Origin of the sequence: Kitasatospora sp. NPDC090091, from assembly GCF_044747365.1 — a bacterium.
Lineage (GTDB): Bacteria > Actinomycetota > Actinomycetes > Streptomycetales > Streptomycetaceae > Kitasatospora.
In genome coordinates, this window is the sequence record NZ_JBIVDY010000010.1 from 185026 (window position 1) to 206399 (window position 21374).

Genomic DNA, 21374 nt, shown 5'->3' on the forward strand with positions numbered 1-21374 from the left:
CCTGCGCAGGAATAGCGTTCGTGCTGTGGCCGGCGTGCGAACCGCGCCGGTATCCCCCATGAACCGAAGGAGAGCGTGCGCTCATGGACGCTGTGACCCAGGTCCCCGCGCCGGTGAACGAGCCGGTCCACAGCTACGCCCCCGGCAGCCCGGAACGGGCTCGTCTGGAGGCCAAGCTGAAGGAGCTGGGCGGCCAGGAGCCGGTCCAGCTGACCATGACGATCAACGGTGAGCGCCGGATGGGCGGCGGCACCGAGATCCACGTCGTCCAGCCGCACAACCACGCGGCGAGGCTCGGCACCCTGCGCAACGCCACCCAGGCCGACGCGCAGGACGCCATCGACACTGCCCTGGCCGCTGCTCCGGCCTGGCAGGCGCTCTCCTTCGACTCCCGCGCCGCGATCTTCCTCAAGGCCGCCGACCTGCTGGCCGGCCCCTGGCGCGAGACCCTGGCCGCCGCCACCATGCTCGGCCAGTCCAAGACCGCGCAGCAGGCCGAGATCGACACCCCCTGCGAGCTGGTCGACTTCCTGCGCTTCAACGTGCACTTCGCCCGCCAGATCATGGCCGAGCAGCCGATCTCCTCGGACGGCGTGTGGAACCGCAGCGACCACCGCCCGCTGGAGGGCTTCGTCTACGCGATCACCCCGTTCAACTTCACCGCCATCGCCGGCAACCTGCCGACCGCGCCGGCGCTGATGGGCAACGTGGTGCTCTGGAAGCCGTCCCCGACCCAGCAGTTCTCCGCGCACCTGCTGATGCAGCTGCTGGAGGAGGCCGGGCTGCCCAAGGGCGTCATCAACATGGTCACCGGCGACGGCCTGGACGTCTCCGCCGTCGCGCTGAAGCACCCGGCGCTGGCCGGCATCCACTTCACCGGCTCCACCGCCACCTTCCAGCACCTGTGGCGCGAGGTCGGCACCAACATCGCCGGCTACCGCACCTACCCGCGGATCGTCGGCGAGACCGGCGGCAAGGACTTCCTGGTCGCCCACCCGTCCGCCGACCCGGCCGTGCTGAAGACCGCGATGACCCGCGGCGCCTTCGAGTTCCAGGGCCAGAAGTGCTCGGCGCTCTCCCGCGCCTACGTCCCGGCCTCGATCTGGGCCGGGCTGAAGGACGGGTTCCGCGACGAGGTCGAGGGCCTCACCATGGGCGACGTCACCGACCTGGGCAACTTCATGTCGGCCGTCATCGACGACCGCTCCTTCGCCAAGAACAAGGCCGCGATCGACCGCGCCCAGGCCGACCCGCAGGTCGAGGTCCTGGCCGGCGGCACCTACGACGACTCGGTGGGCTACTTCGTCCGCCCGACCGTACTGGTCTGCCAGGACCCGGCGAGCGAGTACTTCAAGGACGAGTACTTCGGCCCGATCCTCGCCGTGTACGTCTACGAGGACGAGAAGTACGAGGAGATGCTGGCCCAGATGGAGTCGGTGTCGGCCTACGGCCTGACCGGCTCGATCATCTCCCAGGACCGCGCCGCGGCCCAGGACGCCATGCACAAGCTGCGCTTCGCGGCCGGCAACTTCTACATCAACGACAAGCCGACCGGCGCGGTCGTCGGCCAGCAGCCGTTCGGCGGCGGCCGGGCCTCGGGCACCAACGACAAGGCCGGCGCCAAGCAGAACCTGGCGCGCTGGACCTCCACCCGTTCGGTGAAGGAGACCTTCGTCCCGCCGACGGACTACCGCTACCCGCACATGGGCTGACCCTCCGCCCATCGGCGCCCGGCCCCGCAGCCGGGCGCCGTCCGCCGGGGCGGCGGACCAACCCCCGAGCCGCCGCCCCGGCCCTTCTGCCACCCTTGGAAGCACCAGCCCCAGGAGTCACGATGCTCCGTTCCGCCCTCCTCGCGGCCTCGCGTTCGTCGCAGGTCCGCACCGTGGTCGAGAAGTTCCCGCCGACCCACGCCATAGTCGAGCGCTTCGTCGCCGGCGAGAAGCTCGACGACGCGGTCACCGCCTGCGACGACCTCGTCGCCACCGGCCGCACGGTCACCCTGGACCACCTCGGCGAGGACACCCAGGACGCCACCCAGGCCGCGGCCACCGCCGAGGCGTACGAGCACCTGCTCGCCGCGCTGAAGGACACCGGCCTCGCGGCCGGCGCCGAGGTCTCGGTGAAGCTGTCCGCGGTCGGCCAGTTCCTGCCGGTGGACGGCGAGAAGATCGCCCTGGAGAACGCCCGCCGGATCTGCGAGGCTGCTGCCGCCGCCGGCACCACGGTGACCCTCGACATGGAGGACCACACCACCACCGACTCCACCCTCTCCATCGCGCGCGAGCTGCGGGCCGACTTCCCCTGGCTGGGCGTCGTCCTCCAGGCCTACCTGCGCCGCACCGAGGCCGACTGCCGCGAGTTCGCCGGCGCCGGCTCCCGGGTGCGCCTGTGCAAGGGCGCCTACAAGGAGCCCGAGTCGGTGGCCTTCCAGGGCAAGCACGAGGTCGACCTCGCGTACGTCCGGGCGCTGAAGATCCTGATGGCCGGCGAGGGCTACCCGATGATCGCCTCGCACGACCCGCACATGATCAAGATCGCCGGCCAGCTGGCCGAGTGGAACGGCCGCAAGCGCGACTCCTTCGAGTACCAGATGCTGTACGGCATCCGCCCCGAGGAGCAGCTGCGCCTCGCCGGCGAGGGCAACACCATGCGCGTGTACCTGCCCTACGGCCAGGAGTGGTACGGATACTTCATGCGCCGCCTCGCCGAGCGCCCGGCCAACCTCACCTTCTTCCTGCGCGCGATGGCCACCCGCGGCTGACCCGCCGCCCCGCCGCCCCGCAGGACCGCTCGGCGGCGGTGCTGCCCGACCGCAGTGCCGCTGTACCCGGACGGCCCGCACCCCTTGTGGAAGGGGGGTGCGGGCCGTTCCGCGTGCTCGCCCGGGCGGCGGAGGCGGCATAGGATCGCCGCAGGCCGGTCAACCGGCCTCGTAGCGGGAGGAGTTGGCGTGCAGAAGAGATTCGCCGAGTTGTCGACGCCGCTGCTGGCGGACGCCTGTGTGCGGCTGGGCGTGGAGCCGCGCCCCGCGCCGGCCGGGATCGCGCCGGTCGCCGCCGGGAGCCGGATCGCCGGGCGGGCGCTGCCGGTACGGCACTACGGGAGCGTGGACGTCTTCCTGGAGGCGTACGGCGCGGCCGGGCCGGGCGACGTGCTGGTGATCGACAACGACGGGCGCACGGACGAGGCCTGCGTCGGCGACCTCGCGGTGCTGGAGGCGCGGGCCGCCGGGGTGGCCGGGGTGGTGGTGTGGGGCCTGCACCGGGACACCCCGGAGCTGGTGGAGATCGGGCTGCCGGTGTTCAGCTACGGGTCGCTGCCGCTCGGCCCGCTGCGGCTCGACGAGCGGGAGCCGGAGGCGCTGGTCACCGCGCGCTTCGGGCCGCACCTGGTGAGTGCCGGGGACGCGGTGTTCGGGGACGCCGACGGCGTGCTGTTCGTGCCGGGCGACCAGGTGGACGAGCTGCTGGAGACGGCCGCCGGGATCGCGCGCACCGAGCGCGCGCAGGCCGACCGGATCCGCTCGGGCGACACGCTGCGCCGGCAGACGGCCTTCGACGAGTACCTGGCGCGGCGCGCCGCCGATCCGTCCTACAGCTTCCGGCAGCACCTGCGGCGGGTCGGCGGCGCGATCGAGGAGTAGCCGGCTCGGGCTCCGGCTCCGGGCTCAGAGCCCCGGACTCGGGCCTCGGCATCGGGCGCCGGCGCAGGGCTCAGAGCGCGCGGTGCATGATGTGCAGGCCGACGTAGCCCAGCCCGGGGTGGCGGAACCCCTCGGGGAGGGTGCCGATGATGTCGAAGCCCAGCGACCGGTAGAGCTGCACGGCCCGCTCGTTGGCGGCGACCACCGCGTTGAACTGCATCGCCCGGTAGCCGGACTCGCGCGCCCAGTCGAGGGTGTACTCGGCCAGGGCCCGGCCGACGCCGCGGCCGGAGTGCGCCGGGTCGACCATGTAGCTGGCGCTGGCGATGTGCGAGCCGTTGCCCTGGTGGTTGCGGTTCATCTTGGCGCTGCCGAGCACCGCGCCGGTCGTCTCGTCGACGGCGACCACCGTGCGGTTCGGGGCGTCGAGGAGCCACCAGCCCCGGCCCTGCTCGGCGTCGAGGTCGAGCGGGAAGGTGAAGGTCTCGCCGGCGGCGACGATGGTGTGGAAGAACGGCCAGATGGCCGGCCAGTCCTCGGCGGTCGCTTCCCTGATCAGCATGAGGACAGGATGCCAGCGGGGCGGATCGGGTGCCACCGGTTTGCGGTGGTGCCCGGGGCGCTGCCCGGGCACCACCGACGGGGCGTCAGAGCATCGACGCGGCGGGCTGGACCATGGCGCGCGCGGTCTTGGCGTCGACGTACTCGCCGATCGCGGTCATCACCCACTCGCCCGAGTACTGGCGGACCAGCTTGCACATCACCACACCGGTGTGCGGCTCGGAGGAGGTGAGGTCGAAGCGGACCAGCTCCTGGCCCGAACCGGCGTCCACCAGGCGGCAGTAGGCGTTCTTGACCTCGGTGAACTTCTGGCCGGAGAAGGAGTTCACCACGAAGACCAGCCCGCAGACCTCGGGCGGCAGGCCGTTCAGGTGGACGGTGATCGACTCGTCGTCACCGCCGCCCTCGCCGGTGAGGTTGTCGCCGGAGTGGGCGACGGCGCCGTTGAAGATGCCCAGCTTCATGAACCAGGCGGTGTCCAGCTTCTGGCGCTGGGCGTCGAAGGCGATGCAGGAGGCGTCCAGGTCGATGTTGCGGCCGCGGCCGGCGGGCTCCCAGCCCAGGCCCATCCGGACCGAGGAGAGGAAGGGCTTGCCGTTCTTCTCCAGTGATACCGAGCCGCCCTTGGTGAGGCTGACCCGGCCCTTGTCCAGGGTGACCTTGGTGAGGGAGGGGGCGGGCTCGGCCGGCGGGGCGGGCGGCACCTGGCCGCCGGCGGCCATCGCGACGCGCGGGTCGACCGGCGCGGCGGGCGGGGCCGGGGGTGCCTGCGGGGCCACGGGCGGGGCCGGTGGCGCGGGCGGGGCGACCGGGGGCGCGACGGGGGCGGCGACCGGGGGCGCCACCGGGGCGGCGGCCGCGGGGGCGGGCGCGTCGTCGACGCTGACGCCGAAGTCGGTGGCGATGCCGGCCAGCCCGTCGGCGTAGCCCTGGCCGACCGCGCGCACCTTCCAGGCGCCGTTGCGCTGGTAGACCTCGACCACGATCAGCGCGGTCTCGCGGCTGAGCGGCGGCGGGGTGAAGGTCACCAGCACCTGGCCGGAGTCGGCGTCGCGGACGGTGGCGGTCGGCTCCATGCCGGCGAAGGTGGCGCCCGCCTCGTCGGGGCTGGCGGTCACCACGATCTTGGTGATGCCGGCCGGGACGGCGGCGGTGTCGATGGTGATGGCGTCCGGGGTGCCGGCGGCGGCCGGGCGGTGGGTGACGCCGGGGCCGTTCGGGGCGTTGTAGAAGACGAAGTCGGCGTCCGAGCGGACCTTACCGGCGTCGGTCAGCAACAGGCCGGAGACGTCCAGCGCCTTGGGCGCGGTGACCTCGACGGTCACCCGCGCGGCGGTCAGCGGGGCGTTGCCGCCTTGGGTCAGGACCGTGGACACGAACTCCTCCTCGGATGCGGTGGCACGGCATCGATCCCGCCTCGGGGGTGCCGTGCCGAGTGGTACCCACAGTAACGAACGGGCCTGCTCGGAAGAGCCCGAGCGGGCCGGTGACCTGTCGGGCTGTCGGACGGGCGGTCAGCGCGGCGCGGCGGTGAAGGTGCCGAGCGCGGCGACGGCCCGCGGGTGGTCGATGGCGAAGGCGGCGGCGTTCCAGCTCTCGACCGCGGGGGCCTTCGTGGCGGCAGCCGTGCGCGGTGCCCCGGCCGGCGCGGCCGCGCCGGTGGCGGCGCTCGGGCCGGTGGGCCCGGTGGGGGCTGCCAGGCCTGCCCCGGGGCGGCTCGCGGCGCTCGGGCCGGCGATTCCCGTGGGGCCACCGGTGCCCGTGGGGCCGGTGGGGCCGACGATGCCGGTGCCGGGGCGGCCCGGGACGGCGGCGGTGGGCAGCGGCGCGGTGGCCGGCAGCGAGGCGGCCGGCAGGGGCTCGGCGGCGGGCAGCAGGCGGACGCCCCGGACCCCGAAGCCGTACCGCCCGGGCCGGACGTCGGTGCCGGGCGGGGTGGTGAAGCGGTAGACCAGCGTGCCGCGCTCCTGCTGGACGGTGGCCACGGCGCCGGGGAGGTCGGTCCACGCGGTGCCGCTGCCGGGCGCCAGCTCGCCGGGGGAGAGGCGGAACTCGGCCTGCAGCGCGGTGACCGGCTCGGTGACGGTGAGGGTGAGCAGGTGGTGGCTGCCGTCGCGGCCGAGCGGCTGGACGACGGCGGTACCGGTGAGCGCCAGGTCGGCGGCCTCGTCCTCGGTGGGACCGCCGGTGGTACCGGCGCCGGTGCCCTTGTCGGTTCCGGTGGCTTTGCCGGGGCCGGTGGCCTTGCCCGGGACGGGTGCGCCGTCGGTCGGCCGGTCGTCCTGGCCCGACCCGGTGGTGAGGATCTCGGGGAGCTGCGGCCCGGGCGCGCCGGTGCCCGGGAGGAGCGGCCGCGGTGAGGCCGGCTGCTGCGTCGCCGGCTGCGGGGAGCCGGACTGCGAGGCGGACGGCGAGGCCGAGGGCGTCCCGGACGGGCCCGCGGTCGCCGGATCGGTGGCCGTCGGACCGGTGGCCGGCGCGCCCGGCGCGGCCGTACCGCCGGTCGCGGTCGCGCGGCCGTCCGGGACGGCCCCGAGCGCCTCGGCCGACGGGCCGGAGCCCCGGCCCGCATCGGCCCGGGCGGCGCGGCCGCCCTCGGCGAGCGGCAGGGACGTGGCCGGGGCCGAGGGCTGCGGCGCGGGCCCGCCGGAGGCCGGCGGGTGCGCGACGGCGGCGGTCGGCGAGGGCTCCTCCGCCGGACGGACCCCGGGGCGGCCGGCCGGCGGCGCGGTCCGGTCGCGCGGTGCGGCGGCGGAGGCGTCGTCCACCCCGTCGCCGGTGTCCGGCGTGGGCGGCGGCGTCGAGCCGACCCGGGACACCCCGGCGCGGCGGCCGATGCCCTGCTGCTCGTTGAGCAGGAAGGTGGTGGCGATGCTGATCCCGACCACGGTGGACATCGCCATCGCGGCACCCGAGAAGCGCAGGGTGGGCAACCGGAGCCGGCCGCCGAAGGGCTTGGGCCGGCCGTGCCGGCCGCGGCGCTCGCGCTGCCGCTCATGCCCGAACGGCGCCCCCTGCCCGGTGTCCTCGCGCACAGCCACCGGACCCCTCCCCTCCCCGAAGTCCCCCGAAGTCGCCGTTGCGGTCGCCGTATTCTCCCATGCGGCCACCGTCGGTCCCGAATCACCGCCCCGGGCCCCGGGGGTGTGCCCCGGTCACCCCTGGATCCGGCCGCGACGGTCCCCGGGCGCGCACGCGGGCGCGCCGGTGGACGCACGCGGGCCGGCGCCGGCAGGGGGACGAGCGTACCAGCGGGGGCCGGGCGGGCGGCCAGCCCCCGGACGGAACCAATCCGATCCGTGGACATCCTTTCGAGTAGCGGAAGTTGACGGTCCGTCCGACAAGGCCGCCGGGGGTGCTCCGGCCGGTGCCGGGGGTGGTTGCAACCCCCTTGCAACCCTTGCCGGTTCGGCGCCCGGTAGCGCAGGCTGAGGGCATCCCACGCCGTTCCCGGAGAGACCGTCATGCCGCCCGACCCGCTGCCCGCACCCTCCAGTGCCCCTCTCGCCGCCACCCCCACGGGCGGCGATGAGGCAGGCTCCACCGCCGCTCCGGCGGCGGTGGAGGAGGTGCTCACGCTGCGGATATCGCTGGGCGAGGAGGTCGTCGGCGAGGTTCGCACCCGGTTCCGGTTCGACGCCGAGCGCCCGTACGAGGTGCTGCTGACGTTCCACGTCGGCCGGCCGGACGAGGCCGACTGGGTGTTCTCGCGCGACCTGCTGCGCGACGGACTGCGCTCCCTGAGCGGCCAGGGCGACGTCAAGCTGTGGCCGGCGTACTGCCCGTGCCACGGCTCGACGTTGCACCTGGCGCTGGAATCGCCCCACGGCAGCGCCCTGTTGGAGGTCTCCAAACCCCGGGTGCAGGCCTGGCTGGACCGGACCTACGCGCTGGTCTCCGAGGAGGCCGAGCAGGCCTGCGGCCCGACCGACGCCCAGCTGTCCGCGCTGCTCGCCGGCGGCTGACGGCGGGTCGGCGGCGCCCCGGCGCTCCCGGGGCCGCGCGGCGCCGGAACGGGCACGGCGCCCGGCGGGACGGCCGAGGCCGGCGGCTGGACGCCGTTCAGGCCCGGGAGCCGGACCGTCCCGGCGGCCAGGCCGGCCCGCAGCCGGCGCACGGCCGGGGCCGAGGAGGCCGGCAGCAGGTCGTACGGATCCTCCGGCCCCAGCACCGTGACCAGCACCGAGTCGGCGAACCGGTAGGGCCGGTGGGCCAGCAGCCCGCCGAGGTGGCGCCGCAGCCGCGACAGTTCGGCCCGCACCGTCACCGTTCGCCCCGGGTCGCCGAACAGCGCGTCGGCGAGCTGGGCCGCGCTGCGCCCGTCGCGCTCGACGGCGAGCAGCAGGAGCAGCTCGGCGTGGCGCGGGCTCAGCGCGTGCGACCAGCTGCCGGCCACGCCGTGCACCGACAGCTCGGGGCGCTCCGGGCGGCGCAGGTCGACGCGGAGCCGGGCGCCCTGGGCCTGCTCGGCCACGGCCGCGCCGGCGTCGCCCGGCCGGCCGTTCTCGGGCCGGTGGACCGGGCGGATCAGCCAGCCGTCGGCCAGCGGCTCGATCGCGCACTCGCCCAGGCTGGGCAGCCAGTGCACGGCGGCCGAGTTCCAGCCCTCGGAGGGCAGGCGCAGCCGGGTGGGCGGCGGCAGCCCGGCCGCCGCGGCCGTCCAGCCCGCGGCGTCCACCACCAGCGCCGGGCCGTTCACCCGGGCCAGCAGCGGGGCGGCCAGTGTGCGCAGCTGGTGCAGCGACTCCAGGCGGCGGGCGCGCAGCTCGGTCTCGGCGAGCCGGGCGGCGGTGGCGGTGAGCTGCAGCAGGTAGGGCTGGACGGTGTGGGCCGGGCCGCTGAGGTTGATCGCGCCGACCAGCCGGCCGGTGCCCGGGTCGTGGACGGGGGCGGCGACGCAGGTCCAGGAGTGGTGGCTGCGCAGGTAGTGCTCGGCGGAGTGGACCTGCATCGGCCGCCGGGCGCGCAGGGCCGCGGCGATGCCGTTGGTGCCGACGGTCTCCTCGACCCAGCGGGCGCCGGTGAGGAAGCCGATCCGGTCGGCGCTGCGCCGCAGCCCCCGTTCGCCCTCCTGCCACAGCACGTGGCCCTCGGCGTCCGCGATGGCGAGGATCAGCGGGACGCCGCCGGCCTGGTCGAGCAGGGTGTCGCGCAGCACCGGCAGCAGCGGGTCGAGGCCGCTGGCCCGGCGGCGGTGCTCGACCTCGGCGGGGCCCAGGTGGACGGCGGCGGCGCCGGCGTCCGGGTCGAGGCCGAGGCGGCGCAGGCGGGCCCAGGAGTCGCCGATCTCGGGGCGGGGCTTCAGGAACGGCCGGTCGCCGTCGGACGGCGCGCCCTCCCGGGCGAGGTCGCGGGCGGCGGCTTCGGCGAGGGTGCGGTCGTGGACCTTGGCCAGCTCCGCCGCCGGCTGCGGGGATCGGCGCTCGGGTCGTCGGGTCTGCCGTCCGGTCTGCCGCACTCGGTTTGCTCCTCGCCGCCGTCCGAGGGCGCGCCGGGGCCGACGCGCTGACGAAAGCGTACGGGTGGCGTGCGCTCCCGCGGGTCGGGTCCGCCAAGTCGGCACGGGTGAGGCCATGAGAGTGGACATGCCAACGCGGAATGACGGGCCGTCGGCTCCGGGGCCCCGGACGGCCGCCCCCGCGCCGCGGCGGAGGACTCGCGCCGCGGCGGAGGACCCGCGGCGATTGCGCCCGGATCGACCGCAAAGGCCCTAGATTCGAGTGGATCGTCCGCCGCCCCGGAGGCGGGCGAGGGCGTCCGCCGCCGTGCCGCCGCCCGTCACCGCACGGAGGTCCGCCAGCCTTGATCCCGTCACCCGCCGGTCCGGCCGTCGCCGCCCTCGCGGTGGACCCGCTGGACGCCTCCTCACTGCTCACCGCGTTCGGCGCACTCGGCATCGCCGTGGTGCTCTTCGCCGAGACCGGTCTGCTGATCGGCTTCTTCCTGCCGGGTGACTCGCTGCTCTTCACCGCCGGGCTGCTCTGCGTCCCGGGTGCGACCGAGGGGCCGCAGCTGGAGCTGTACCAGGTGATCCCGGCGGCCCTGGCCGGCGCGCTGGCCGGCGCCCAGGTGGGCTACCTGATCGGCCGGCGGGGCGGGCGGGCGCTGCTGCGCCGCAGTAAGCGGAAGAGCCTGGAGGAGGGCGTGCAGCGGGCGGAGGGGCTGCTGGACCGGTACGGGCCCGGCAAGGCGATCGTGCTCGCCCGGTTCATCCCGGTGGTCCGCACCGTGCTGAACCCGCTCTGCGGAGTGCTGGAGGTCCCGGTCCGCCCCTTCACCTTCTGGCAGGTGCTCGGCGGTTCGGTCTGGGTGGTCGGCCTGGTGCTGGCCGGGTACGCCCTCGGCTCGTCCGTACCCAATATCGACCGTTATCTGCTACCGATCGTCGGTCTGGTAGTAGTTGTCTCCGTGATTCCGATTGTTCTCGAAGTGTTCCGCGCCCGGAAGTCCCGCCGTGGTGGCGGTGACCCCCGGTGACGGTGCCGGTGGCGCCCGCGGCGGCGCCCGTTCGCGCCCTCGCCGTGTACGACGGCAGCGGCATCGACGGCGGCCTCTACCACCGGGTGGTCGGGTGGGCGGACGCCGCACCGTACTGGTTGGACGAGCTGGTCCGGACCTGGTCCGCGCTCGGCCTCGGCCTGTTCGCCGTCCTGATGGCCGTGGCCTGGTGGCGGGCGCGCGGCGCCGGCCCGGCCGCGATGGCCCGGGTACTGGCCTCGCCGCTGATCGTGGTCGCGGCCTACGCCGTGAACTCGGTGTTCAAGGGCGTCGTGGAGGAGGTCCGCCCCTGCGCCCAGCTGGGGGTGCGCGGCACGCTGGAGGCCTGCCCGGGTATGGGCGACTGGTCGTTCCCGAGCAACCACACGGTGGTCGCCGTCGCCGCCGCGGCCGCGCTCTGGTGCGCGGACCGGCGGCTGGGCGCGATCGCCGCCGTCGCCGCCGTGCTGATGGGCGCCTCCCGGGTCTGGGTCGGCGTGCACTACCCGCACGACGTCCTGGTCGGTGCGGTGGTCGGCGTGCTGGTGGCCGTCCCGCTCGCGCTGGCCGCCGGGTGGGCCGCACCGCTGGTCGACCGGGCGCGCGGCGGGGCGCTGCGGCCGTTCCTCGGCGCCGGCGCCGCCGCGCCCGCACCGGGCGGCGTCCCGCTGGAGTCGCAGCGGCGTTAGGGCCTGTCGATCAGGCCGGACCGGGTCCTGGCCCCTGTCGATCGGGCCGTGGCGTAAGGCCCTTGTGCGGCCGGGGCGGCGGGGAGAGCATGTGAGCCGGGCGCGAGGCCCCTGGGGAACCGGGGCGTCCGCCCGGCTCAGTCGTGCGCGGGGCGCGACGGCGCCCGGCCGTGCCAGCGGAGGGATGTGCCAATTGCCGTACCGACTCGACATCACGCAGGGGGACTGGCCGGCCGGGGAGCTGCGCAAGGGCGTGGAGGGCCTGCTGGCCGAGGCCATGGTGCTCACCCTCGCCACTTCCGGGCACGAGCACGGCCCGCACGCCAACCTTGCCTTCTTCGCGTACGACGACGACCTCGTCCTGTACTTCGTCAGCGAGCGCGCCACCCGGCACAGCCACCACCTCGCCGAGGAGGCCCGGGCGGCGGCCACCGTCTTCCTGCCGCCGCCGGTCTTCGGCGAGCAGCTGCGCGGGATACAGCTGACCGGGAGCGCGGGCGAGGCGTGGGGGCGGCCGGCGGAGGCCGCGTTCGCGGCGTACCAGGGGCGGTTCCCGTCCTTCGGGCAGGACCCGGAGGTGCGTCGGCAGTACCTGGCCAACGCGGGTGCGGCGGCGCTGTACCGGTTCCAGGTGGAGGAGCTGACGGCGGTGGACGAGCCCAACTTCGGCCGGCGCAACTACCTGCGGGCCACCGTCGTCCGCTGACCGCCGGCGCCGGCCGGCCATCCGCTCGGGTTGTCTGTACAACTTTTCGACCGGTTCACCTCCGGGACCGGATTTGGACTCCCCTCGTCCACCTCGCCGCATCAGCCTGGCCGCATGAGAGTCATCGTCGTAGGAGCAGGCGTGCTCGGCACCATGCACGCCTGGCAGGCCGTCGAGCGCGGCCACGAGGTCGTCCACCTGGAGCGCGAGGCCGAGGCGCGCGGCGCCTCCGTGCGCAACTTCGGTCTGGTCTGGGTCAGCGGCCGCGCCGCGGGCGAGGAGCTGGACACCGCGCTGCGCGCCCGCGAGCTCTGGGAGCGGATCGGCGCGCGGGTGCCCGACCTCGGCTTCCGGGCCAACGGCTCGCTCACCGCGATCCGCACCGAGGCCGAACTCGCCGTCGCCGAGCAGGCGCTGACGCTGCCGGACGCCGCCGCGCGCGGCTACAAGCTGCTCGACGCCGACGAGGCCCGCGCCGCCAACCCGGCCCTGCGCGGCGAGCTGCTCGGCGCCCTGTGGTGCGAGCGGGACGCCGCCGTCGAGCCGCGCACCGCCCAGCCCGCACTGCGCGCCGCGCTGGAGGCCGGCGGCCGCTACACCTTCCTGCCCGGGCGCGAGGTCCGCGACGTGATCGGGGAGAACGCCGTCCGCGACGACCACGGCGACGTCCACACCGGTGACCTGGTCGTGCTCTGCACCGGTGCCTGGCTGGGTGGCCTGGTCCGCGAGCTGGCGCCCGCCCTGCCCGTCCGCAAGGTGCGGCTGCAGATGATGCAGACCGACCCGCTGGGCGAGGACCTCACCACCTCGGTCGCCGACGGCGACAGCTTCCGCTACTACCCCGCCTTCGCCGGCAGCGCGCTGGAGCGGCTCAAGGCCGCCCAGCCGCAGCCGCCGGTCGCCGCCGAGCACAAGATGCAGCTGCTCATGGTCCAGCGCCGCGACGGCGGCCTGACCATCGGCGACACCCACGAGTACGACCAGCCGTTCGGCTTCGACGTGGTCGAGGACCCGTACGACCACCTGGTCGGCGTGGCCGAGGAGCTGCTCGGCCGCCCGCTGCCCCGGATCCGCCGCCGCTGGGCCGGCGTGTACGCGCAGTGCGTCGACACCACCCGGGTCGTCCACCGCGAGCGCGTGCGCGACGGCGTCTGGCTGGTCACCGGCCCGGGCGGCCGCGGCATGACCTGCTCGCCGGCCATCGCCGAGACCACCGCCGACCTCGCCAACCTGTAAGGAACACCGCACATGTCGCTTGATATCCGCCTGGTCGTACTCGACATGGCCGGCACCACCGTCGCCGACGACGGCCTGGTCGAGCAGGCCTTCCAGGCCGCCGCCGGCAAGCTCGGCGTCGAGGCCGGCAGCCCCGAGCACGCGCGCATGCTGGAGCACGTCCGCGCCACCATGGGCGAGTCCAAGATCTCCGTCTTCCGGCACCTGTTCGGCGAGGAGGAGAAGGCCCGGACGGCCAACGCCGCCTTCGAGGCCGCGTACCACGACCTGGTCGACGCCGGCCACTGCGCCGCCCTCCCGGGTGCGGCCGAGGCGATCGCCGAACTCCGTGGCCAGGGCCGCAAGGTGGTCCTGACCACCGGCTTCTCCCGGTCCACCCAGGACCGCATCCTCACCGCGCTCGGCTGGGAGTCGATCGCCGACCTCACGCTCTGCCCGGCCGAGGCCGGCCGCGGCCGCCCGTACCCGGACCTCGCCCTCACCGCCCTGCTGCGGACGGCCACCGACTCCGTCCGGCAGATCGCCGTCGCCGGGGACACCGGCTACGACATGCTGACCGGCACCCGGTCCGGCGCCGCGGTGGTGGCCGGTGTGCTGACCGGCGCCCACGGCGAGGAGCGGCTGCGGGCGGACGGCGCCACCCACGTGCTGGCGTCCGTCGCCGAGCTGCCGGCCCTGCTGGCGGGCTGACCCCCCACCGGGCGGGCGCGGCGACCGGCCGCGCCCGCCCGGCTACCGCCGCCAGTGCGGGCTGAGTGCGATGGCCTTCAACCGGTCCAGGCTCAGCGGGGGTTCGGCGCGGGTCGGGCGGATCGGGGTCGCACTCAGACGCTGGTCGGTGTTGACCTCGGACACCGCGACGTAGCGGCCGTCCGGGCGCACCGACGAGACCTGCCACAGCTGGTACCCGCTCGGCAGCAGGGTCTTCTCCCCGGCCACGACGGTGCCGTCCGGGAGCACGTCGTGGAAGAGCTGGCTCGGGTTGCCGGTACCGGCGTCGGACTTGGCGTCCAGCAGCAGGACGTCGATGGTCACCGCGCCACTGCCGTCGTCGTAGACCAGTGAACCGCCGGCCGGGTTGCCGTCCGCGGACTCCGTCACGCGGCCGTCGGTGAAGCTGCCGTGGCTGGTGGCCCGGCTCACCGGGCCGGGCGGCAGGAACGCGGCCAGCTGGTCGGCGATCGGCCCGGACCGCGGTCCGCCGGTCGGCAGGTCCGCCGGTGCCGACGCGGTGGGCGACGTCGTTCCGGCGGCCGTGCCCGTCGGGGCGGGAGCGTTGCTCGCCGTGCCCGTCGCGGAGGCGACCGGTCCGGCCGGCGCCGCCGGTGCGGCCGTCTGCGGGGAGAGCTGCACCGCCCCGAGGACCGAGACACCGGCCACCGCGGCGGCGGCCGCGCCGAGCTGGACCCGGCGGACCAGACGCAGCCGCCGGCCGCGCGCGGCCGCGCGGAGGACGAGATCGGGCGAGTGCGGTGCGAAGTGCCGAGAGGCCTGCCGCAGCGCCGCGTGCAGGCGCTCGTCGGCGGAGGCCGGGGGAGTCTGATCGGGAGTCACGGTGCGGGTCTCCGTTCGGGTGGAGTGTGGGTGCCGGGCCTGCGGGCCCGATCAGATCCGTTCGAGGTCGGCGAGCAGGCCGTCGCCGAGGACGGCACGCAGCTTCTGCAGGGCCCGCAGGCTGCGGGTGCGGACGGTGCCCGCGCTGAGGTGGAGCATCCGGGCGGTCTCCTCGACCGGCCGGTCCTCCCAGTAGCGCAGCACCAGCACCGCGCGGTCCTTGGGCGCGAGCCGGGCCAGGCCGTCCAGCAGCGTCAGCCGGAGGTCCGGATCGCCGGAGGGGGCGGCGGGAGCGCTCTCGGGGAGGAAGTCGACCGGGCGCTCGTGGGCGCTGCGCCGGCGCCGGTACGAGACGAAGGTGCGGACCAGCACGGTGTGCGCGTAGGCGATCGGCGACTCGGTGCGGTCGATCCGGCGCCAGGACCGGTACATCTTGGCGAGGGTCTCCTGGACCAGGTCCTCGGCCAGGTACCGGTCGCCGGTGAGCAGGCACGCCGTGCGGAACAGCTGGTCGCTACGGGCATGGGCGAACTCCAGGAAGTCCGCGGGCGTTTCCCCCACCGTGTGATCCCCTCTCGAACGAACGTCACCCCAGACACGCGCTCGGAGGGCCTGCGCGTTACAGCCCGCTCGTACGATTCACTTCATGACCGTGCGCCTGTACCAGATCGTCGTCGACTCGCGCGATCCGTCCGCGCTGGCCCGCTTCTGGGCGGAGGCGCTGGGCTGGCGGGTGCTGCTGGAGGATCCGGACGAGGTGGTGGTCGGGGCCGACGAGGACGCCTGGCCGGGCCTGGTGTTCGTCCCGGTCCCCGAGGAGAAGGCCGGGAAGAACCGGCTCCACCTCGACCTCGCGCCGGGGGACCGCGCGGTCGAGGTGGCCCGGCTGGAGGCGCTCGGCGCCGTCCGGGTGGACGTCGGGCAGCCGGCCGACGCGCCGTGGACGGTGCTGGCGGACCCCGAGGGGAACGAATTCTGCGTGCTGGATCCGAAGCGCTCGCTGGTGGCCTGACGGCGCGCCGGCCGGGCCCGCCGCCGGTCCGGCGGCGGGCTCAGCCGGCGGCGAGCAGGGCCGGCAGGTCGCGCATGTCGTGGAAGACGGTGGCCCCCGCGCCCGCCAGCCGCTCGGCCGGGGTGAGGCCGCCGGCGTAGCCGAAGGCGCGCATGCCGGCGGCGCGGGCCGCCTCGACACCGGGCCGGCTGTCCTCGACCACCGCGCAGGCCGCCGGGTCGACGCCCAACTGCCGGGCGGCGTGCAGGAAGAGGTCCGGGGCCGGCTTGCCGCGGGCGACCTCGGTGGAGCTGAAGATGCGGCCGGCGAAGTGGTCGTACAGGCCGGTGCGGCCGAGGGTGTGACGCATCTTCTCGTGCGAGCCGCTGGAGGCCACGCAGGTCGGCAGGGTGATCGCGGCCAGCGCCTCGGGGAGGCCGTCGACCGGGGTGAGGCCGGCGTCCACGGCCTCGGCGTGCAGTTCCTCGAAGCGCTTCGACCAGACGGCGGCGGTCTCCGGGCCGAGCCGCTCGGCGACATGCTCCCCGATGGCGGCGTGGGACCGCCCGATGAACCGCTCGACCACCTCCGCCTCGGTGAGCGGCCAGCCCAGTTCGGCGCCCAGGGCGACCTGGACACGGGCCGCGATGCGCTCGCTGTCGACCAGGACGCCGTCGCAGTCGAAGACGACGAGTTCTATCGGCTTGATCATTCCGGCAGCCTACGGGCGGACGGCGAGCCGACGGGGCACGTTCACGCAACCCGGAGCGGCAACCCGGAGCGGCAACCCGGAGCGGCAACCCGGAGTGGGAAGTCGGAGTGGGAAGTCGGACGGGCCGACTTCCCACTCCGGAGGGGTGCCGCGGCGCGGCGCCGGGTCAGTGCAGGGTGCCGGCGTAGCGCTGGGCGAAGCGGGTGCCGGTCGGGGCGGTGACGGTGACGTCGTAGCGGGACTGGTCGAGGGGGTGGCCGGCGGTGGCCGAGCCGCCGGGCTGGACCCGGACGGTCTGGACGGTGCCCGCGTAGTCGTTCGGGGTGAGGGTGAAGGTGATCGGGACCTTCCCGGCGTTGGTGAGGGTGAAGGTCAGGGCGGTGGCGCCGGGGGCGGCGGTCACGACCGGCACCGCGATGTCGTCCTGTTCGGCGCGGACGACGCTGCCCGCGAAGCGGCGGACGAAGCCGTCCGGGCCGTGCACGGTGAAGTCGTAGCGGCCGTCGGTGGCCGCGGCGTCCCAGGTGTGGGTGCTGGTGGCGCCGGGGGCCACCGTGTAGGGCGTGCCGGCGAAGGCGTACACGATGTTCGGGTAGACGGTGAACGGGAAGGCCGCCGTGCCGCTGTTGCCCATGGTGCAGGTGACCAGGCCGGTGGACCGGTCGACGGTGACGTCCGCCCACGGCCGGTAGGGCAGCCGTCGGTGCGGGCGCGGGCCGGGCTCCGGCACCGGCATGGACTGGGTGCCGACCGCCGGCAGGGCCACGCCCGGCAGCTTGGCACCGGCGTCGGCCTTGGCCATCAGTGCGACGGTGTCCGGGAGTTGCGGGATCGAGTAGTCAGGTGCGGTGAAGTCGAAGCAGCTGGTGAGGTCGCCGCAGACGGCCCGGCGCCAGGCCGAGATGTTGGGCTCGGCCACGCCGGTGACCTGCTCCATGAAGCGGAGCACGGAGGTGTGGTCGAAGACCTGGGAGTTGACCCAGCCGCCGCGCGACCACGGGGAGGCGACCCAGAGCGGGACGCGGTTGCCCAGGCCGATGGCGCGGCCCTGGGTGAACTCCTCCGGGGTGCCCGGCTCGGGGGTGGGCGGGACCATGTGGTCGAAGTAGCCGTCGTTCTCGTCGTACATGACCAGGAACACGGTGTGCTGCCAGACCGCCGGGTTGGACATCAGCGACTGCAGCGCCGTGTTGACCCAGTGCGCGCCGTAGTCCGGGCTGGCGCTGGGGTGTTCGCAGAACAGGTAGGGCGCGACCAGCCAGGAGACGGTCGGCAGGGTGCCGTCCTTGCAGTGCTGGTCGAACGCGGTGAGGTCGAACTTGGTCATCGCGTTGATGTACCGCGGGTCGGTGGCGGGGAAGTTGTGGAACTGCTTGAAGTAGGACAACGCGTTGTCGTCGTAGTCGCCGGTCCGGTCGTCCTTGCTGGGGTTGTGGTAGACCCGCCAGGAGACGCCGGCGGCCTGGAGGCGTTCGGCGTAGGTGGTCCAGTCGGCGACCGGGTTGTCGGTGACGGGCGTGTTGTCGATCCAGGGGCCGGTGGTGCCGTCCCGGCCGGGGCCGGCGGTGCCGGTCCACAGGTAGAGCCGGTTCGGGTCGGTCGGGCCGGCGAGGGAGCAGAAGTAGGCGTCGCAGAGGGTGAAGGCGTCGGCCAGCGCGTACTGGTACGGGATGTCGGCGCGGGTGAAGTACCCCATGGTGCGCTCGCCCTTGGCGGCGATCCACTTGTTCATTGCGCCGTTGTTGATCGCCTGGTGACCGGTGGCCCAGTCGTGGGCGAGGCCGCCGGCGTTCTGCGCGTTGTACTTCGAGGTGTCCATCCGGTACGGCAGCATGACGCCGCCGTCGCTGCGCCCGGCGTCGGGCTGGCGGAACACGTCGGTGCCGTCGGGGAACTGCAGCGCCTGCTTGTCGGCGAAGCCGCGGACGCCGTTCAGCGTGCCGAAGTAGTGGTCGAAGCTGCGGTTCTCCTGCATGAGGACGACGACGTGCTTGACGTCGGCGATGCTGCCGGAGGCGGTGGCGGCCGAGGCGGCCGCGGTGGGCAGGCCGGTGAGGGCGGCGGCGCCGGCGGCCGCGGTGGCGCCGACGAAGGTGCGGCGGGAGAGTTCGGACATCGCGGGCTGGCCTCTCAGAGCTGGAAGGTGGCGATGGCGGCGGCGCAGTCCGAGGGCCAGCCGTTGCCGGCGGCGCTCGGCTCGGGCTGTGGCCAGCCGGTGGCGAGCGTGTGGGCCTCGACCAGGGTGAGCGGGCCGGTGGAGTGCACGGCCGCGATCCGGTCCTGCGGCTCGGGCTTGCCGGCGGCGCGCTGTTTGCGGGTCGGCGACCAGGTGACGCCGGGGGAGGCTGCCGGGTCCGGATGGGCGGCGCGGAAGCTGTCGGTCAGCCCGGCGCCCTGGAGAGCGGTGGTGACCGGCCAGGCGAGCGGGCCGACCCCGCTGTGGGCGGGGGCGGTGGCGGCCGTCCAGTCGAGGTGCGAGGGCGAGGCGAGGTCGGCGCCGAGCACGACGGCGCGGCCGCCCGCCGCGTCGGCCTGGACCGCGGCGGCCAGCGCCTTGGCCTGCTGGAGGCGGACGGAGGCGTTCTCGGCGGCCGTCACCTGGGCGGCGCTCTGGCCGTCCTGGACGGCGTACGGGCCGTAGCCGGACTCGTCGAGGTGGGCGGCCCAGAACCGGACGGTGCGGCCGCCGGGCAGCTGCAGGGTGGCCCCGGCGGCGGGCAGCGAGGCGGTGGGCGCGGTGACCGAGGCGAGCGGGTAGCGGCTGAGGATGCCGACGCTGCCGGCGCTCTGGTAGGCGTACCAGCCGAGCGCGGTGGCCAGCGTCTGGGCGGCGGAGCCGGCGGTCTCCTGGAGCGCGAGCACGTCCAGGCCCTGGGTGAGGATCACCCGCAGCTGCTTCTCCAGCCCGTCGGTGAAGGCGGCGCCCGCGTTGGCGAGGTTCCAGGCGGCGGCCTTGAGCCGCGGTGCGGTGGCCGGGTCGGCCACGGGGACGGTGAGCGTGAGGGCGTCGGCGGCGCCACCGGTGTCCTTGACGCCGACCAGCAGCTGGACCTCACCGGCGCTCGCGGGCGCCGTGCCGGTGACCGTGCCGTCGGCGGCCACCGAGAGCCAGGCCGGTCCGGAGACCTTGCGGAAGGCCGGCGTGCCGGCGGCGCGGCACCAGAGTCCGCCGAGCCGGACGGAGACCGGCGCGCCCGGGGCGACGGCGGTGGCGGTGAGCGCGTCCACGGCCAGGTGCGGGCGGACCGGCGCGGGCTTGGGCCTGAAGCTGAAGGGCGTCGTCTGCGCGAGGATCCCGTAGCCGTCCTTGGCCAGCAGGTAGGCGGTGTACGGGCCGCCGGTCAGCGCCGAGGTGTCGAGCTGGACGTCGCCGGAGCCGCCCGCGGTGTACTTCCAGAGCAGCGAGGCGCCGTTGCCGGGCCGGCGGGTCCCGTCGTAGATGCCGACCCAGTTCCTGGTGTCGGGGGCGTCGGTGGTCCAGTGGAAGGTGAGCTTGTCGCCCTCGGTGGGGCTGGTGGGCGAGGCGAGGGTGAGGGTGCTGCCTGTGGCCACGGAGGTCCTTCGGGTCGGATGGGGCCCGGCGGGGGAGCGGCGCCGAGTTGGCTGGACAACTGGACGCCCATTGACCCGAAGGACGGCGTACTGCGCGTGAACGCGGCATGACCGGTTGTAGGGAAGGTGGACAACTCACCATTGAGTCTTGGTCGTTGACGAACGGGCGGGGCCCGGCGGTGTCGTCACCGCCGGGCCCCCGCCCGTTCGTCAGTGGCTGCCCCTCAGATTGAGCACCACCACTCCGACGATCACCAGGGCTATGCCCAGCCACTGCAGCCGGCCCAGCGACTCGCCGAAGGCGACCACGCCGATGCCGGCCACCGCGGCCGTGCCGGCACCCGACCACACCGCGTACGCGACCGAGACCGGTATGTGCTTCAGGGCCCGGCCGAGCAGCACGAAGGAGAGGACGTAGCCGATGGCCACGCCCACGCTCGGCCAGAACCGGCTGAAGCCTTCGGTCAGCTTCAGGCAGCTGGTGGCGCAGACCTCGCTGAGGATCGCCAGGGAGAGGAGTACGTAGGGCATAGGAGAATCAAACGCCGGGCGCGGTGCTGATCTTTCCGAGGAGGGCGAGATCGGCCCGCTCCAGGCTGTCCAGCAGGGTGATCCGGGACCCGTCCGGGATCGCCACGTCGCTCGACGGCACGGCGAGCACCGCGCACCCCGCCGCGGTGGCGGAGGCCACGCCGGTCGGGGTGTCCTCGACGGCGACGCACGCGGCCGGGTCGAGGCCGAGGCGCTCGGCGGCGGCGAGGTACGGGTCCGGGGCGGGCTTGGTGCGCGGGGTGTCCTCGGCGGCGAGGGTGACCGCGAACCAGTCGCGGCCGATGGTGCCCAACACCATGTCGACCACCCGGCGGGGCGAGGCGGAGACCAGGGCGGTGGGCACCCGGGCGTCCCGCAGCTCGGCCAGCAGGGCGAGCGCCCCCGGCCGGGGGACGGTCTCGGCGGCGACCTTGCCGGCGAAGGAGTCGCCGAGCCGGGCGGCGAGCTCGGCCTCGCTGAGCGCGGTGCCGCTGACCCGGTGCAGGTGCGCGGCGGTGTGCTCGACGGCCTGGCCGAGCACCTCGGGTGCGTCGGACTCGGTGAGCGGGCGGTGCAGCTCGTCCGCGAGCTCGGCGGCGGCCTGCCACCAGAGGTGCTCGGTGTCGACCAGGGTGCCGTCCATGTCGAAGAGGACGGCGGCGGGCAGGGCGGGAACGGCGGAATCAGGCATGGCGGTACCTTCGGTGGATCGTCAGGAG

21 protein-coding genes are annotated in these 21374 nt (G+C 74.9%); 10 read left to right on the forward strand and 11 right to left on the reverse strand.

All coding sequences use genetic code 11. The features are described 5' to 3' along the window. The first annotated feature begins 83 nt into the window (after positions 1–83). From pruA to ACIPSC_RS19395, 3 genes are all read left to right on the forward strand, one after another. A complete protein-coding gene (gene pruA, locus ACIPSC_RS19385; protein ID WP_400827031.1) occupies positions 84–1712 on the forward strand; it encodes an L-glutamate gamma-semialdehyde dehydrogenase in 1629 nt (542 codons plus the stop codon). Between the two features lie 122 nt (positions 1713–1834). Continuing rightward, on the forward strand, positions 1835–2764 hold the full coding sequence (locus ACIPSC_RS19390) for a proline dehydrogenase family protein (RefSeq protein WP_400827033.1): 930 nt from the start codon (positions 1835–1837) through the stop codon (positions 2762–2764). Between the two features lie 189 nt (positions 2765–2953). Then, a complete protein-coding gene (locus tag ACIPSC_RS19395) occupies positions 2954–3646 on the forward strand; it encodes an RraA family protein (RefSeq protein WP_400827035.1) in 693 nt (230 codons plus the stop codon). 70 nt (positions 3647–3716) lie between these two features. Here the strand turns inward: ACIPSC_RS19395 and ACIPSC_RS19400 are convergent, their stop codons facing one another. The 3 genes from ACIPSC_RS19400 to ACIPSC_RS19410 form a co-directional block, all read right to left on the reverse strand. Then, positions 3717–4208: a GNAT family N-acetyltransferase gene (locus tag ACIPSC_RS19400; protein ID WP_400827037.1), complete on the reverse strand. Its 492-nt coding sequence runs from the start codon at positions 4206–4208 to the stop codon at positions 3717–3719. Between the two features lie 85 nt (positions 4209–4293). After that, complete coding sequence (locus ACIPSC_RS19405) at positions 4294–5571, reverse strand: TerD family protein (protein ID WP_400827184.1); 1278 nt, start codon at positions 5569–5571, stop codon at positions 4294–4296. Between the two features lie 150 nt (positions 5572–5721). Next, positions 5722–7248: a hypothetical protein gene (locus ACIPSC_RS19410; protein WP_400827039.1), complete on the reverse strand. Its 1527-nt coding sequence runs from the start codon at positions 7246–7248 to the stop codon at positions 5722–5724. 423 nt (positions 7249–7671) lie between these two features. On the opposite strand from ACIPSC_RS19410, the gene ACIPSC_RS19415 reads away from it, so the two are divergent. Beyond that, positions 7672–8172 (forward strand): SsgA family sporulation/cell division regulator, encoded by a 501-nt coding sequence (locus tag ACIPSC_RS19415; protein WP_400827041.1) that lies wholly within the window; start codon positions 7672–7674, stop codon positions 8170–8172. Here ACIPSC_RS19415 and ACIPSC_RS19420 read toward each other — a convergent pair. Further along, positions 8091–9665 (reverse strand): GAF domain-containing protein, encoded by a 1575-nt coding sequence (locus ACIPSC_RS19420; protein ID WP_400827042.1) that lies wholly within the window; start codon positions 9663–9665, stop codon positions 8091–8093. The two genes, ACIPSC_RS19415 and ACIPSC_RS19420, sit on opposite strands and share 82 nt — an antisense overlap. 347 nt (positions 9666–10012) lie before the next feature. On the opposite strand from ACIPSC_RS19420, the gene ACIPSC_RS19425 reads away from it, so the two are divergent. The 5 genes from ACIPSC_RS19425 (at position 10013) to ACIPSC_RS19445 (ending at position 14005) form a co-directional block, all read left to right on the forward strand. Beyond that, positions 10013–10684, forward strand: coding sequence for a DedA family protein (locus tag ACIPSC_RS19425; RefSeq protein ID WP_400827185.1), 672 nt, complete (start codon positions 10013–10015; stop codon positions 10682–10684). Further along, positions 10681–11373: a phosphatase PAP2 family protein gene (locus ACIPSC_RS19430; RefSeq protein WP_400827043.1), complete on the forward strand. Its 693-nt coding sequence runs from the start codon at positions 10681–10683 to the stop codon at positions 11371–11373. The genes ACIPSC_RS19425 and ACIPSC_RS19430 overlap by 4 nt, the downstream gene beginning before the upstream one ends. 193 nt (positions 11374–11566) lie before the next feature. Next, the gene (locus ACIPSC_RS19435; protein WP_400827045.1) at positions 11567–12079 is read left to right on the forward strand and encodes a pyridoxamine 5'-phosphate oxidase family protein; all 513 of its coding nucleotides are present in this window, start codon (positions 11567–11569) and stop codon (positions 12077–12079) included. A gap of 114 nt (positions 12080–12193) precedes the next feature. After that, positions 12194–13315: a TIGR03364 family FAD-dependent oxidoreductase gene (locus ACIPSC_RS19440; RefSeq protein ID WP_400827047.1), complete on the forward strand. Its 1122-nt coding sequence runs from the start codon at positions 12194–12196 to the stop codon at positions 13313–13315. Positions 13316–13327: 12 nt separating this feature from the next. Continuing rightward, positions 13328–14005, forward strand: coding sequence for a phosphonatase-like hydrolase (locus ACIPSC_RS19445; RefSeq protein ID WP_400827049.1), 678 nt, complete (start codon positions 13328–13330; stop codon positions 14003–14005). Positions 14006–14047: 42 nt separating this feature from the next. On the opposite strand, the gene ACIPSC_RS19450 is transcribed toward ACIPSC_RS19445, so the two are convergent. Both ACIPSC_RS19450 and ACIPSC_RS19455 read right to left on the reverse strand, forming a co-directional pair. After that, the gene (locus tag ACIPSC_RS19450) at positions 14048–14869 is read right to left on the reverse strand and encodes a hypothetical protein (protein WP_400827050.1); all 822 of its coding nucleotides are present in this window, start codon (positions 14867–14869) and stop codon (positions 14048–14050) included. Between the two features lie 51 nt (positions 14870–14920). Continuing rightward, complete coding sequence (locus ACIPSC_RS19455; protein WP_400827052.1) at positions 14921–15430, reverse strand: SigE family RNA polymerase sigma factor; 510 nt, start codon at positions 15428–15430, stop codon at positions 14921–14923. Between the two features lie 85 nt (positions 15431–15515). On the opposite strand from ACIPSC_RS19455, the gene ACIPSC_RS19460 reads away from it, so the two are divergent. Beyond that, positions 15516–15881, forward strand: coding sequence for a VOC family protein (locus ACIPSC_RS19460; protein WP_400827054.1), 366 nt, complete (start codon positions 15516–15518; stop codon positions 15879–15881). 40 nt (positions 15882–15921) lie between these two features. On the opposite strand, the gene ACIPSC_RS19465 is transcribed toward ACIPSC_RS19460, so the two are convergent. The 5 genes from ACIPSC_RS19465 to ACIPSC_RS19485 all read right to left on the reverse strand — a co-directional run bounded on the left by ACIPSC_RS19465 (position 15922) and on the right by ACIPSC_RS19485 (position 21346). Next, on the reverse strand, positions 15922–16572 hold the full coding sequence (locus ACIPSC_RS19465) for an HAD family hydrolase (RefSeq protein WP_400827055.1): 651 nt from the start codon (positions 16570–16572) through the stop codon (positions 15922–15924). Positions 16573–16738: 166 nt separating this feature from the next. Further along, positions 16739–18688: a phosphocholine-specific phospholipase C gene (locus ACIPSC_RS19470; RefSeq protein ID WP_400827057.1), complete on the reverse strand. Its 1950-nt coding sequence runs from the start codon at positions 18686–18688 to the stop codon at positions 16739–16741. Positions 18689–18702: 14 nt separating this feature from the next. Further along, positions 18703–20124 (reverse strand): endonuclease/exonuclease/phosphatase family protein, encoded by a 1422-nt coding sequence (locus ACIPSC_RS19475; RefSeq protein WP_400827058.1) that lies wholly within the window; start codon positions 20122–20124, stop codon positions 18703–18705. A gap of 210 nt (positions 20125–20334) precedes the next feature. After that, entirely contained in the window at positions 20335–20655 is a 321-nt protein-coding gene (locus tag ACIPSC_RS19480; protein ID WP_313765969.1) for a multidrug efflux SMR transporter, read from the reverse strand. 7 nt (positions 20656–20662) lie between these two features. After that, positions 20663–21346: an HAD family hydrolase gene (locus ACIPSC_RS19485; protein WP_400827060.1), complete on the reverse strand. Its 684-nt coding sequence runs from the start codon at positions 21344–21346 to the stop codon at positions 20663–20665. Positions 21347–21374 lie beyond the last annotated feature (28 nt).

What these genes read in the sequence shown, in the direction of transcription:
- pruA (WP_400827031.1), top strand. Translation starts at nt 84, where the DNA reads ATGGACGCTGTGACCCAGGTCCCCGCGCCGGTGAACGAGCCGGTCCAC.
- ACIPSC_RS19460 (WP_400827054.1), top strand. Translation starts at nt 15,516, where the DNA reads ATGACCGTGCGCCTGTACCAGATCGTCGTCGACTCGCGCGATCCGTCC.
- ACIPSC_RS19440 (WP_400827047.1), top strand. Translation starts at nt 12,194, where the DNA reads ATGAGAGTCATCGTCGTAGGAGCAGGCGTGCTCGGCACCATGCACGCC.
- ACIPSC_RS19400 (WP_400827037.1), bottom strand. Translation starts at nt 4,208, where the DNA reads ATGCTGATCAGGGAAGCGACCGCCGAGGACTGGCCGGCCATCTGGCCG.
- ACIPSC_RS19415 (WP_400827041.1), top strand. Translation starts at nt 7,672, where the DNA reads ATGCCGCCCGACCCGCTGCCCGCACCCTCCAGTGCCCCTCTCGCCGCC.
- ACIPSC_RS19480 (WP_313765969.1), bottom strand. Translation starts at nt 20,655, where the DNA reads ATGCCCTACGTACTCCTCTCCCTGGCGATCCTCAGCGAGGTCTGCGCC.
- ACIPSC_RS19470 (WP_400827057.1), bottom strand. Translation starts at nt 18,688, where the DNA reads ATGTCCGAACTCTCCCGCCGCACCTTCGTCGGCGCCACCGCGGCCGCC.
- ACIPSC_RS19445 (WP_400827049.1), top strand. Translation starts at nt 13,328, where the DNA reads ATGTCGCTTGATATCCGCCTGGTCGTACTCGACATGGCCGGCACCACC.
- ACIPSC_RS19390 (WP_400827033.1), top strand. Translation starts at nt 1,835, where the DNA reads ATGCTCCGTTCCGCCCTCCTCGCGGCCTCGCGTTCGTCGCAGGTCCGC.
- ACIPSC_RS19485 (WP_400827060.1), bottom strand. Translation starts at nt 21,346, where the DNA reads ATGCCTGATTCCGCCGTTCCCGCCCTGCCCGCCGCCGTCCTCTTCGAC.
- ACIPSC_RS19465 (WP_400827055.1), bottom strand. Translation starts at nt 16,572, where the DNA reads ATGATCAAGCCGATAGAACTCGTCGTCTTCGACTGCGACGGCGTCCTG.